This window comes from Okeania sp. SIO2C9 (assembly GCF_010672455.1).
In the GTDB taxonomy this organism is placed as follows: domain Bacteria; phylum Cyanobacteriota; class Cyanobacteriia; order Cyanobacteriales; family Microcoleaceae; genus Okeania.
In genome coordinates this window covers 104,777-117,978 of the sequence record NZ_JAAHGO010000024.1, presented here as the reverse complement: position 1 = coordinate 117,978, position 13,202 = coordinate 104,777, and the positions used below count along the sequence as shown (strand labels likewise).

Here is a 13,202-nt window from a genome sequence, read left to right as displayed (position 1 = left end):
CATACTTGTGTTCTTCCGATCTATCTACAAATCTTTCTCCCCATCTCTCCATCTCCCCATCTCCCCATCTCCCCAACTCCCCATCTCCCCATCTCCCCATCTCCCCATCTCCCCATCTCCCCATCTCCCCATCTCCCCATCTCCCCATCTCCCCATCTCCCCATCTCCCCATCTAATTACACCGATGCTACCGGATTTGATATAATTGCTCTGTCTAGGTTGGAGCGATTTTTTCCCTCTATTAAGCGACAAGTCTAATAAAAATGTTCTATTGAAGCGATCCTGAATTTACCGAATAATTAAGGTAAAAATCCTCTCCTTTAAAGGAGAAACAAGCGGTCGATCTTCGCAGCTTCCCGTAGGGTGGGATGGCGTACTTCGGAGCGGCTCTGTCACTCTTCGGGTCTCCTCGCCATATCCATGAGACCAAGAGGAGAGGTAATAATTAATTATTAATTATTAATTATTAATTATTAATTGTTGAAACCTACCATCTAAGTCTCTAGGGCGAGCAAATATTTACCCACCCTACAACTTTTTAAGAAACCCTAAACCGCATCTGAATCATTCGCCAAATTTCTCCAATCCACAACACAATAGAAGTACCACCAATAATTACTAACCAATCTCTTAAAGATAAAGGAACTGTTCTAAAGACAGCTCCACCAAATTGCACCATCAAAATTTGTCCTACAAAAATAAATGCTGCTATTGCTACAAAACTGACATTTTTACTAATGTTAGAAAATGCAGATTCTTTTAAACCAAAACATTTGGCATTAAACATATTCCAAAACTGCAACATCACAAATGTGGTGAAAAATAGAGATAATTCATAAGGAGTTACTACTCTATCTTTCTGGATATAAAGTAAGAAAGCAACGAAAAATACTAGGAATACTGCAGCTACTGAAAAAATACTCACCATCATTGGTTTGGAAATAATAAAATCTTGGGAATTTCTAGGTGCATTTTCCATCACTTTTTGATTGGGGGGTTCCGTTGCTAAAGCTAAAGCAGCAAAAGTATCCATAATCAAATTCACCCACAATAATTGAGTCACCGTAAACGGCAAATTAATTCCAATAAACGGACCCAACAAAGCTATTCCACAAGCAGCAACATTTATTGTTAACTGGAAGAGAATAAACTTCTGAATATTTTGGTAAAGCGATCTCCCCCACATCACGGCATTTTCAATACTGCCAAAAGAGTCGTTCAAAATAATGATATCGCTTGCTTCTTTAGCAACAGAAGTACCGCTACCCATCGACAAACCTACCTGCGCTTGATTCAAAGCAGGTGCATCATTAGTACCATCACCCGTAACTGCCACAACTTCCCCGCTAGTTTGTAATAACTGTACAATACGTTGCTTATCCTGGGGTCGCGCTCTAGCAATCACTTTAACTTTTTTCAGCACCTCCAAAACTGCTTCATCATCCAGAGAACGTAGTTTACCACCAGTAATACAATAATCATTAGGATCGTCCTGACTTATAATACCGATTTCGCGAGCTATTTCAACAGCAGTCAGACGACTATCCCCAGTAATCATCTTGACTTTTACCCCAGCTTTTTGACAGATTTTAACTGCATTTGGCACCTCTTCTCGCACTGGATCGGCGATCGCTACAAAACCCAACCAAATCAAATCGTTATATTGTTCGAGTTCTTTTCCTTGTTGATAGTCTTGAGGGTCTCGAATATAGGCAAATCCCAAAGTCCGTCTACCAATAGTTTCATACTGATTTAATTCTGCTGCAATAGATACTCTTGTAGAATCTGCAAAAGGTTTGACTCCCTCCGCAGTCAGAATTTGATGACAACTGGCGAGTAGTAATTCTGGCGCACCTTTAATATGGAGTATTTTGTCTTCTGTTGTGGGAGAAACCCCAAAAGTTGCCATGTACTTTCTATCTGCTGAAAAGGTTAACTGACTGACAATATCAAAATCATCTCGTTTGTCAATATAGTCAATATTATTTTCCTCCAACCACAACAGCAAAGCACCTTCTGTATGGTCTCCCAGAGGGATAGATTCTTCACCTTTTTTGTATTCTAAGTTGGCCGTACTATTGCTACAAATTGCTTCTACTATAATGTTGTCAGGATTGAGAGTCTTGTCGTCGAAGCTAGGAAAATTAACATCACTGACCTGCATTTTGTTTTCAGTCAAAGTACCTGTTTTATCAGAACAAATGACCGTTGTAGCGCCAATGGTTTCACAAGCGTGCATCCGGCGAACCAGATTATTTTGTTGAGTCATTTTCTGCATACTGTAAGCTAGACTGAGAGTGACACTCAGTGCTAGTCCTTCGGGTACTGCCACAACTATAACTGCAACTGCAATCATAAAGTAGGTGAGAAATTTCACAGCAACATCTGCTGATATCCAGTCAGTGGGAGAAGTGGGAACCAATTCTAAATAGTAACCTACCCCGATACCGATGGCAGATATTGCCAGAGCGAGCAAAATATTTTTTACCCATGCTATCCCGCTATCATTTTCCAGCCACTCTGGTAGTTCGATTTCTTTGCCTATTGATTCTAATCCATCTACAATTATTGGCAACCAGACTCTAGTCAGAGCAACAATTAAGCTAACGGTCAGGATACTGATAATGTACCATTGTCCGGAGGTGAGTTCGAGTTCTCCTGTGAAGATACCTCGTGCTACTAAGGCGATATCAATTAAGACTGCTATGACTAAACCGAGAATACCAATTAGGTTACTAAGACGTTCGAGTTGTAGATTTAGAGGCGTTTCAACATCCGTAATATCTAGAACGCATCTAGCAGTTTTACCAATTTCTGTCTCATCGCCAACCGCTGTGATTTCGATTACTCCATGACCATCATTAACTACAGTATCTCGCAATACTTTGTTTGGGGGATAAGCGCAACCACTATTACCATTAGAGGATAATTTTACATCTGCTACTTTGGCAACAGGTATTGCTTCTCCCGTTAAACTAGCTTCATTAACTTCTAGGGAAACTGCTTCTAATACTTGACCATCTGCTGGTATTTCGTCTCCTGTTTCTATCAGTACAATATCGCCTACTACTAAATCTTTTTTCGGAACAGTTGTAACTTTATTATCCCTAATTACTGCAATAGGAATTTCATCACTTACTTGATTAAGAATATCGAATTCTTTACTAGCTTTATACTCATTTAAAAAAGCAACAGAGGTAGCCAGAATAATAGCAGCAATAATGCCTAAACCTTCTACATAATTACCTTCAAAAATTCCCACAGTAATGGCAATAACGGCTGCGATTATTAGAATCCGAATTACTGGGTCGTCGAACTTTTCTAACCATAATTTCCACCATGGCGATCGCTTGGGTGGCGTTAATAAGTTAGACCCGTATTTTTGCCTGTTTGCCTCAACTTCAGCCTGTGTGAGTCCTCTATAGCGACTTTGTTTTTGCCGTGGTTCTTGAGTTGTTTTCATTAATTAATCTCCTTACCAAAGTTAACTTTGGTGAGTCTCGTTATAATTTTAGTATTTTATTGTTTTATGTCTTAACTTTATTAATATATCTTAAATGCGTGATTTTGTCTAGAAATGTTTATAATTAGGACTTAAGCACAGACACTAAATCAATTCATTAATGGATAATGGATAATTGATAATTACCTCTGGTTAAAACTGTTCTTGATTGAATATAAGGAAATATTATTTCTTTTTTCCCCCTTAAAAGGGGAGGCTTTCAAGCAGAATTATTTAATTATTAATTATTAATTATTCGGTAAGTGCGAATGCCATTCGCCCCTACATATGACGTTTTTAAGTTGAATTTGCGTAAGTCCTGATAATTAGGAAAACAACTCGTTTTTTTGTCTGTTTTTGCAATCAAAATATTTAATTTTTTTTCGTAAAATTATGCTATATTTTATTGTAAGCATTTCCTCCGGAATGCTACGCAAACAGCGGTCAGCCATCAGCTATCAGCTATTGCTTTTAGTTTAGGATCAAAGCAATATTTAATTGTCTTAGTACAAAAGTTGCCTCCCTTACCCTTAAAGTCAATTGTTAATTTAAACACTGTTCTATACTAGAAAGTATTGTTGCTGATAGCTGACAGCTAATAGCTGTTTGCGCAGCATTTCGCAGGAAATGCTTACCATTTTATTTTTCCCAAAAACCGCTTATTTTGTTTAATAAAATGTCGCTCTATCTTCTCAATAAAACACATTGGAAAACACCACCACAGCTTATTTCTTTATTTTCAGGTTGTGGAGGAATGGATTTACCATTTCATTACGCAGGATTTAAGGTTATTTGGGCAGTTGATTCTAATTTTTATGCCTGTCAAACTTTTAAGACAAATATTGCTGATGTTGTTGAGCATAATCAAATTGAAAATATAGATATTGATGCAGTTCCAGAGGCGGATTTAATTACGGGAGGGTTTCCTTGTCAAGATTTTTCAATGATTTGGAAACGTCCTGGTTTAGAGGGTACAAGAGGCAATTTATATACTTACTTCTTAGAATTTGTTAAACGGAAACAACCAAAGGCATTTATAGCAGAAAATGTCAAAGGTTTATTAAGTGCGAATAAACATCAAGCAATTCAACGAATAATATCAGATTTTGAAAGTATATCTCCAGGTTATTTAGTAAAGCCTAAATTATACAAATTTGCCGATTACGGAGTACCTCAATTTAGGGAAAGAGTAATTTTAGTAGGGATTAGAATGGATACAGGTTTTAATTTTATTCATCCTCAGCCCGAATATGGTCTTGGTCGTAAATATCCTTATAAAACTGCTGGTGAAGCACTTAAAAATGTAGAAAAAATTCCCCACAATAATGAACATCAAAAAATTCAACCTCGAACAATTGAAATATTGAAAAGGATAAAAGCTGGAGGTAATTTTAGAGATATTCCTCAAGATAGTCCCTACTATGTAAAAGGAATGATTAGTCATGTTTATCGACGCATTCATCCAGACAAACCTTCTGCAACAATTATTGCTGGTGGGGGTGGTGGAACATGGGGTTATCATTATCCCGAACCAAGGTCTTTAACAAATAGAGAAAGAGCAAGGTTACAAACATTTCCTGATGATTTTATTTTTGAAGGTTCTTTTACTGAAATTAGGCGGCAAATTGGTAATGCAGTTCCTCCAAATGGAATTGTTTCTATTATTGAATCTTTGATTCCATTATTTAAAGATGATTATCATAAAATAGATTTATATAGTCTTAGTAAACATTTACAATGTATGTCAATCAAAGATAGATTAAAGTTAGTAGAATTAGAATTAGATGAACAACCAATACAGTTAAGTTGAGTATAAAGTTTTGATATTAATTTTATGACTATTTATACTAATTATCCATATTTGAAAACTCAAATGTATTGAAAATAATTTTGATGATGTTTCTGAAGCTTTCCGGAATTATTAAAGTTACTTTTGTAGGTAAATTCATTGTTGCTAAACCTCAATTTATACTCATTCAATTTAGCAGCTAGATGCAAAAATTAAATATAATTGATATATATTTTTTGGTAATTAGGAGTGCTATATATGAATTTTCAATTTGTCAAACAATGGGCGACTATTGGTTTCTTAAGTTTAGCCGTAATTTCTGCTCTAACTCAATACAGTCAGGCCCAACAAGCTAGTCGTTTTGCTAGTTTCTACTGTGGTACTGATAATGGTAAAGCTGCTACTATAGCAGACCATCCTATCAGGGGGAAAATAACTCTAATTATTTGGGAAAGCGAGTATTTCATCAAAGCTGGATATGACCCTCAGAGACGTTGCCGTGAAGTTTCTGATAACTTTGAGAAGTTTCAACAGACAGGAGATTTGAGTAAAATTGTTCCTGGCCGTGCAAATAACCAACCTGTATTATGTGCTATTGGTAGTCTAAATAACTATACTGGCAAATGTCCTAGTTCTAATGTTTTGATGACTCTTATACCTGGTGATAATGCTCAAGGAATGGTTAATCAAATAGGCGAATTAAATCTAAAAGATTCTGTTGATCCTCTGAAGCATTCGGCTAGTATTTTTGAACAATATGGGGATATAAAGACTATTAATATCGATGCAATGTTGAAATATTCTCCACCTACGAAATAATTTGTTTGGCTTGAGTTTTTTCTAGCTAATGTAGGTTGGGTAGAACGAAGTAAAAGCCAACAAAGTAGCCAATTTTGTAGGGTGCGTTAGACGGCTTAAATTTAGACTATAAAAGGGATTTAGCAATCCGTCGTAACGCACCATTTAAAATGTGTCAGTCCACTAATATAGAATCCGATTGAATAGTTATTGTATAGTTGGGAGTAGGGGAGTAGGGGAGTAGGGGAGTGGGGGAGTGAGGGAGATTAAATATTAAAGTAATTATAGAATTATCAACATATACTGTATAACCGGATTCTATATAAAATAAATTATTTTTTAACAATAAACGTTATATTATCTTTGCGTAAGTCCTGATTTATGTAGAGTCTTTTGATAAAGTTTTAGTTACGACTAATTGTTTATAATCCAGACATTGAGGAAATTATCAAATGGCAATAGACTATAGTCAAATAATTCAAACTCTGATTAAAGAACAAGCTTCTTTGCACAAGTCTGGTGATGTTCGGGTAGAGACAATTTTCGATACTGAGCGCCACCATTACCTCTTAGTACAAGTCGGTTGGGCTAAAAATCATTGGGTATACGGTGCTATTCTGCATCTAGATATTATTGAAGACAAAGTATATATTCAACAGAATAACACAGAGCAATCTGTAGCTGAACGTTTAGTTGAATTAGGAGTTGACAAAGAAAATATAGTGATTGGTTTCCATTCTCCTTTCAAAAGACAATTTACAGATTATGCAGTTAGCTAAATTTATATTAGTCAGGTAATGAAGGTAAATTTTTCATTCAAAACAGTTAGCATCTTGAGTATATTTATGACAACTTTATTAGTGTCTTGTTTATATCAAAATATCGCTCCTGCTCGTCCTCCTTTTTTACCTGAAAAAATAGCCGCAAAAAAACTTTGTCAAACTGCTGCAAAATTTACTGTAAAAATTATTTCTGGTGAGAGTTGGGGCACGGGAATTTTAGTGCAGAAACAGCAGAATATTTATACTCTGGTAACTAACGGTCATGTTTTGAAAGATAAGGCAGAAAAATTTATTGTCGAAACTGAGGATGGTCAACAATATCAAGCAAGTTTATTGGTGAATTTTTATCATGGTAAAACAACAGGTAATGATTTAGCGATTTTACAGTTTAATAGTCCGAAAAATTATCCAACCGCTAGTTTGGCAAAGTGGAAAAAGGATGAACAAGTAATGGCTGTTGGTTTTCCCACTGATGTTAATGTTGCTAACTCTAATAATGGCGGTTTAACCTGTAGTAAATTAGGTGATGTTTCTGAAAAATTAGCAAAACCAATGCAGTCGGGATATCAAATTGGATATAACTTAACTACTTATAGTGGCATGAGTGGCGGACCTTTATTAAATAATTATGGTGAGTTGGTAGGAATTATTGGTATGGGGGAGCCGATTATTTTTGTTAATCCTGATGTTTATCTATATAGAGATGGTTCGCGAGTGACAGAATCTTTGGATGCTTCTCCAGAGGAAGCTTTGGATTTTTTATCTAGTTTAAGTTGGGCAATTCCATCAGAAACTTTAGTTTATTTATCGCCTTCTGGATTAGAATTGAATTTAGATTCGGGGAGATAGTCAAGTAATCTCAATATGACAAAAGACACCCAAACTGTCATTGCGAGGAACGAAGCAATCCCAGTATTTAGAAAAGATTGCTTCGGGAGGTCTCAAATATGAAATCTCCTAGATAAAATGTTAATCATCCTCCCTCGCAATGACACCCATTCTTTATATTTCTAAGAACGAAACAATGCTAAAATATTTAAATTAGGACTTACGTAAAGACCATGTAAATAACAAAACAACCATAATGAAACATATTACTAAAATAACAATTGGATTAATCACTATTGCTCTGGTTGGCTACAGTAAATATGAATCAGAAATAAGTACAAATGTATCTACTAAAATTTCTATATCAAATCCAATTTTTACTGCTAGACAAGACAATACTCCTTTAAGTCGATCTGCTCTAAATAGATTAGCTGAAAACATTACTGTAGAAATTGTTACTCCTAGTGTTACTACTGGAGGTGGTAGATTTACCCCTGCTGGTTCCGGGGTAATTATTGGTAAACAAGATTCTACTTATTATGTGCTGACTGCGGAGCATATTTTTCCTGACCAAAATGATTATCGAGTGGTTGTTCGTAGTAAAAAACCAGGGGAGGATGCGGAAGTAGTTAAACTACAAATTCTCCGCCGTTACCCAAAGCAGGATTTGGCAGTGGTGAAGTTTGCTAGTCTGAAGAAATATAAGGTTGTGGAAGTAGGAGAGGCGAGTCAGTTAAGTAATAATAGTCAAGTTTATGTGGGGGGTTGGCCTGGAGTTGAGAATAGGGAGGGTTTTCAGTTTACTCCCGCCAAGGTGACTAACCCACGAGCAGGAGATAATTTGACGTATGAACCTACTGAACCTGGTGAGGGTGTGTATAAAGGTATGAGTGGGGGAGCGGTTTTGAGTGAGGCAGGGCAGTTGGTGGGTATTCATGTGCAGTTGACGGAAGTTGATGGAGATGGGGAAGGGGTTTTGATTTCGACTTTTTTGCGGGAGATGCCACAGGAGGTTAGCAGGGTTTTGGTGAAGCCAACTTCTGTTGCCTCACCTTCTCGGACTAGAGAAAATCAGACTGTGAGAAATTATGCTAATCCTACTCCCGTTGCTTCACCTTCTTGGACTAGGGAAAATCAGGCTGTTACAAATGCTGGTAATCCTATTCCTGTTATCTCAACGTCTCCGACAAGAGAAAACCAGACTCTCAGAAATTCTGCTAATCCTACTCTATCTCAAAGTCAAAATGCTGCAATTTACATTTCCCAGGGTATTATTTACACCATCCAGGGACAATATGACAAGGCGATCGCTGACTTTAACCAAGCTATTCGACTCAATCCCAAATATGCTGAAGTTTACATAGCCCGGGGTGCTGCTTACGGCATACAGGGAAAATATGAAAAGGCGCTCACTGACTTTAACCAAGCTATTCGACTCAATCCCAAACATGCTGAAGCTTACAATGGCCGGGCTAGTGTTTACTATGAGCAGGGAGAATATGAAAAGGCGATCGCTGACTTTAACCAAGCTATTCGACTCAATCCCAAACATGCTGAAGCTTACAATGGCCGGGCTAGTGTTTACTATGAGCAGGGAGAATATGAAAAGGCGATCGCTGACCTTAACCAAGCTATTCGACTCAATCCCAAACATGCTGACGTTTACAATTACAGAGGTATTGTTTACCGTAAGCAGAGAGAATATGAAAAGGCGATCGCTGACTATAACCAAGCCATTCAACTTAATCCCAAATATCCTGAAGCTTATAATAACAGGGGTATTGTTTACCGTAAGCAGGGAAAATATGAAAAGGCGATCGCTGACTATAATCAAGCCATTCAACTCAATCCCAAATATGCTCATGCCTACTATAACAGGGGTCTGACTTACAAAGCTAACAAAAATATTGAAAAAGCCATATCAGACTTTGAAAAAGCTGCCGATTTATACAAACAACAAGCAAATCAAGAAGATTATCAAGACTCTTTGGATCAACTCAAAGAATTACGAGGATATTAATGAGTATTTCTTGGTGAGGTACACCCGCGCGAGCAAGATGCTTCCTCGCGAGCAAGATGCTCGGACTGGGAACATTTAATTGTTAATATTTGTACTTCTTATGCGAGGAATCTGCTGTATAATTAATAGGATTTACGCAAATACGCTATATATAGCGCTAAAAACTATTGGACAATAGTCATTAAACTCTATAGATAGTGCCTTTGCGTAAGTCCTGATTAAGTTGAACATTTCCCAAAAGCGATCGCTCTATAATCCAATTATCCTTTAAACAACTAATCAAAACTACCAATGACCAGACCATCATCAGACCGTACGAAAAAAACTGTAGAAAATTGTAACAGCTTTTATCTTGATATTGGATTAACCAATATTGGCTGTACGGCACAGCTCACTATTCCCTCGGCAGTAAATGCCTCTGGGAATTTCTTTCTAATTATTTGAAGAGATCCATTAACATCAGCATTAATGACTATACCAGTTGCACTCCTGAATAAACCACGTTTGACTCGTTTACCTACATAAGTTCTATGTTTACAAGGTTTTTCTAAGTCAATAGCTGAAGTTTTACTGGTGTAACTTTCTTCCGTTTCAATGACTTTTACCCCAGCCAGTTGACACTTATAAGTTATCTGTTGAATTAGCTGAGAATGCGGTATTTGAGTAAAATTTTGGTTGTTTTTTTTGCCGATATTTGCGCCTTGTTTCCAGTTATCATTTTGGCCGATGACTACAATACCAATTCTGTTAGTGACTAAATAATTCACCACTAATTTACTGGTGTTATGCAGATAATTCTCGACAAAACGATTTCGGTGATAAGTTAATGCTTCAATCTTACGGCTCGTTTTTTTCTGTCCCTTGAGAACACTTTGATACTTAGCTTTTCGCTTGTTATATAGTTGATTGACGCTTTTTAGTGGCTGACCATTAACTAGCATAGGTTTAACACCGGGCTTGTTTGTAGATATAGCAACCAATCTGTCAATTCCTAAGTCAATTCCGGCTACATATGTTGAGTCTATTTGTGGCTGATGTTTTTTTTCATACACAACTTCAATTATATAGCAGCTAGTAGCAGGTACTATCCTCACTTCGATGACAGTATCCACAACTACAGGTATTTTGATTTCACTCATGGATAAGTGACAAATACCATCTTTTAGAGGGGCTTTATAGACTGATTCTTTGGAATATATAACTACATTCCTACCTTGAGTTTTATTTTTATACTTTGGTATTTTGGGTTTACCTAAAAACTTACAGGGATGCTTTGACCATTCAATGATTGCCTGAAAATAACCACGCCAAGTGGCAACCAAGCATTTGATTATTTGTTTTGATACCTTGGTTGGTAAGGCTCTGTAAGCATCACTATCTTTGGTTGCATGGTAGAGTGTGGTTAAATCTAGACTTTTTGAACACTTGAAAAAATGCTGACGACAGTAATAATTAGCCAAATTATACAAGTTTTTTGACTTAAAGGCTAACTCATCACACACTCGCCAAAAGTTATGTGTTCGTTTAATAATATGTCTGTCAACAAGTCGCATTCATGCAGAATTATTTCATGTCTTTGGTTACCTGTTTAATATTAACACACTTTTCTACTTCTAGCAACTATTTTATACAATTTTCATTCAACAGTTAATTACCCTTCTCAAAATAATTCTCCACGACCTGGAAAAGGTAAGTTATTAGCAGTAATAGGGACAGCAATAATGATAATTGGTGTTATTGTTGGTATTATTGCTGATACAGCAGATATTTTTGACAGGTTTAAAGGAGTATTTCAAAAATCAGAAACCAATACTCAAACAATATTAGACACAGCAACTAAAAAAGCAGAGTCAGCCATTAGTAAAGCCAAAGTTGCTCTCAAAAAAGAACAATTAGAAACTGCCAGAGACGAACTACAAAAAGCAATTCAAGAATTAGAAAATATTCCTCTAAACCAAGGTACTGAGAATCAAATTAAAACTAAAAAAACAGAATATATAAAAATCATCTATCAAATAGACCAGGCATTAGAAAAAAAACCTTGTTATGAATTATTATATAAAATAGATGATTGCCAAGAATATCCAGTAAAATTAGATGATGGCTGAAGTCCGCAATTCGGACCTTATGAGGCTAGCTGACACCTAAATACTTACCTTAAACCTATCCCATCGCAGGCATACTTAAACCTTTCAAAATCTCCTTTTTTTCTTCCTCACTCAAACCTTTACTCTGTACTAAAACTCCAAAATTTCCCAACCCCATTGGGTCTATTAATGAATGTAATACTTCCCTACGTCGGAAAACTTCCTCAATAGAAAATCCTTGATTATTTGATAATTCATTTAATCTATCTCCTAAACCTAACGCCATTAAAAATAAAGCCTGTTGAGTAAAGCCTAGATTTTCCAATCCTGACAAAATTCCCTGTTTTTCCAAAGCAGTAAAATCCACATGAGCTGTAATATCTTGTCGCCCAATATTCCAATATAAGTCATTATTTCGATGATGTTGATAATAACATTGTAGAGTTCCTTGTCTGCGAGTGGGATTATAATAACGTGGTGCTTGATAACCATAATCAATTGTTAACAAATATCCCTTTTGTAGTTTAGAGGCAACAGTATTTATCCAATCTAAAGCTTGTAAATTCACCTCAGTTTGATAACCTTCCGCATCTGGAAATGCAAGTAAATCTATACCCACTAAATTAAAATATTCAACAATTCTAGGAGTGGAAGTTTCACCACTTATTTCTATAAACTTTCCATCTGAGTCAGAGCTTACATAAACTTCTCGAAATTCCTGATTTTCTATGATAATTTTATGCACTGGAAAAGCATCCACTAATTCATTAGAAAATAAACACCCCGTAATTGAACTATGAGAAATTTCATCCCAATCGCACCACCTGACTTTATATGAGTGTAACCTTTGTTTTTGTTCCTCTTTTAAAACTTCTGACTTTTCGATAATCAGATATTCTATTGTTTGGAAAAAATCTAAATACTTTTGCTTTAAATATCCTAAAATTTGTTCTGCTAAAATTCCCTGACCAGCACCCATTTCTACCAGAGTAAAATTATGGGGTCGATGGAGAATATCCCACATTTGCACAAATTGTTCTGCCAATAATTCTCCAAAATCTGCACTCCAATGAGAAGATGTTAAAAAATCTCCTTGTTTGCCAATATTCACAGGATGACTTGCATAATAACCATATTGTGAATGGTACAAAACTAAATCCATATATTCAGCAAAAGTAATCCGTTTTTTTGGAGATTCAGAAATGCTTTGATGGATAATTTTACACAAATTTTCGTTACTGTTGTTGATAGTTAATTGTGGTTGATTCATAAATTTAAGTAAGAAGGAAGAAGGAAGAAGGAAGAAGGAAGAAGAAAGATAAGTTTATAGTAAAATACAATTCAGTTACAGCGCTTTTCATATTGATGAACCACATCGTCACAATCAAAACCCTGT

At 36.1% G+C, this 13,202-nt stretch carries 10 protein-coding genes; 6 read left to right on the top strand and 4 right to left on the bottom strand.

Annotated features, from left to right (window positions below):
- Nucleotides 1-20: 20 nt before the first annotated feature.
- Nucleotides 21-164, bottom strand: a complete 144-nt coding sequence (locus tag F6K23_RS19875) for a hypothetical protein (RefSeq protein WP_293159011.1) — start codon at nt 162-164, stop codon at nt 21-23.
- A gap of 374 nt (nt 165-538) precedes the next feature.
- Complete coding sequence (locus F6K23_RS19870) at nt 539-3,463, bottom strand: calcium-translocating P-type ATPase, PMCA-type (protein WP_293159009.1); 2,925 nt, start codon at nt 3,461-3,463, stop codon at nt 539-541.
- 715 nt (nt 3,464-4,178) lie between these two features.
- On the opposite strand from F6K23_RS19870, the gene F6K23_RS19865 reads away from it, so the two are divergent.
- The 5 genes from F6K23_RS19865 to F6K23_RS19845 all read left to right on the top strand — a co-directional run bounded on the left by F6K23_RS19865 (nt 4,179) and on the right by F6K23_RS19845 (nt 9,719).
- Nucleotides 4,179-5,312, top strand: coding sequence for a DNA cytosine methyltransferase (locus F6K23_RS19865; RefSeq protein WP_293159007.1), 1,134 nt, complete (start codon nt 4,179-4,181; stop codon nt 5,310-5,312).
- 237 nt (nt 5,313-5,549) lie between these two features.
- A complete protein-coding gene (locus F6K23_RS19860) occupies nt 5,550-6,110 on the top strand; it encodes a COP23 domain-containing protein (protein WP_293159004.1) in 561 nt (186 codons plus the stop codon).
- A 431-nt stretch (nt 6,111-6,541) separates the two neighbouring features.
- Complete coding sequence (locus F6K23_RS19855; protein ID WP_293159002.1) at nt 6,542-6,868, top strand: XisI protein; 327 nt, start codon at nt 6,542-6,544, stop codon at nt 6,866-6,868.
- Between the two features lie 66 nt (nt 6,869-6,934).
- Nucleotides 6,935-7,720: a serine protease gene (locus F6K23_RS19850; RefSeq protein ID WP_293159000.1), complete on the top strand. Its 786-nt coding sequence runs from the start codon at nt 6,935-6,937 to the stop codon at nt 7,718-7,720.
- Between the two features lie 235 nt (nt 7,721-7,955).
- On the top strand, nt 7,956-9,719 hold the full coding sequence (locus F6K23_RS19845) for a tetratricopeptide repeat-containing serine protease family protein (RefSeq protein WP_293158998.1): 1,764 nt from the start codon (nt 7,956-7,958) through the stop codon (nt 9,717-9,719).
- Between the two features lie 347 nt (nt 9,720-10,066).
- Here the strand turns inward: F6K23_RS19845 and F6K23_RS19840 are convergent, their stop codons facing one another.
- Nucleotides 10,067-11,272: a transposase gene (locus tag F6K23_RS19840; protein WP_293158996.1), complete on the bottom strand. Its 1,206-nt coding sequence runs from the start codon at nt 11,270-11,272 to the stop codon at nt 10,067-10,069.
- A gap of 168 nt (nt 11,273-11,440) precedes the next feature.
- On the opposite strand from F6K23_RS19840, the gene F6K23_RS19835 reads away from it, so the two are divergent.
- Complete coding sequence (locus tag F6K23_RS19835; RefSeq protein WP_293158994.1) at nt 11,441-11,827, top strand: hypothetical protein; 387 nt, start codon at nt 11,441-11,443, stop codon at nt 11,825-11,827.
- Between the two features lie 55 nt (nt 11,828-11,882).
- Here F6K23_RS19835 and F6K23_RS19830 read toward each other — a convergent pair whose 3' ends face one another.
- Nucleotides 11,883-13,076: a class I SAM-dependent methyltransferase gene (locus tag F6K23_RS19830; RefSeq protein WP_293158992.1), complete on the bottom strand. Its 1,194-nt coding sequence runs from the start codon at nt 13,074-13,076 to the stop codon at nt 11,883-11,885.
- Nucleotides 13,077-13,202 lie beyond the last annotated feature (126 nt).

What these genes read in the sequence shown, in the direction of transcription:
- F6K23_RS19855 (WP_293159002.1), top strand. Translation starts at nt 6,542, where the DNA reads ATGGCAATAGACTATAGTCAAATAATTCAAACTCTGATTAAAGAACAA.
- F6K23_RS19875 (WP_293159011.1), bottom strand. Translation starts at nt 164, where the DNA reads ATGGGGAGATGGGGAGATGGGGAGATGGGGAGATGGGGAGATGGGGAG.
- F6K23_RS19865 (WP_293159007.1), top strand. Translation starts at nt 4,179, where the DNA reads ATGTCGCTCTATCTTCTCAATAAAACACATTGGAAAACACCACCACAG.
- F6K23_RS19835 (WP_293158994.1), top strand. Translation starts at nt 11,441, where the DNA reads ATGATAATTGGTGTTATTGTTGGTATTATTGCTGATACAGCAGATATT.
- F6K23_RS19860 (WP_293159004.1), top strand. Translation starts at nt 5,550, where the DNA reads ATGAATTTTCAATTTGTCAAACAATGGGCGACTATTGGTTTCTTAAGT.
- F6K23_RS19830 (WP_293158992.1), bottom strand. Translation starts at nt 13,076, where the DNA reads ATGAATCAACCACAATTAACTATCAACAACAGTAACGAAAATTTGTGT.
- F6K23_RS19845 (WP_293158998.1), top strand. Translation starts at nt 7,956, where the DNA reads ATGAAACATATTACTAAAATAACAATTGGATTAATCACTATTGCTCTG.
- F6K23_RS19850 (WP_293159000.1), top strand. Translation starts at nt 6,935, where the DNA reads ATGACAACTTTATTAGTGTCTTGTTTATATCAAAATATCGCTCCTGCT.
- F6K23_RS19870 (WP_293159009.1), bottom strand. Translation starts at nt 3,463, where the DNA reads ATGAAAACAACTCAAGAACCACGGCAAAAACAAAGTCGCTATAGAGGA.
- F6K23_RS19840 (WP_293158996.1), bottom strand. Translation starts at nt 11,272, where the DNA reads ATGCGACTTGTTGACAGACATATTATTAAACGAACACATAACTTTTGG.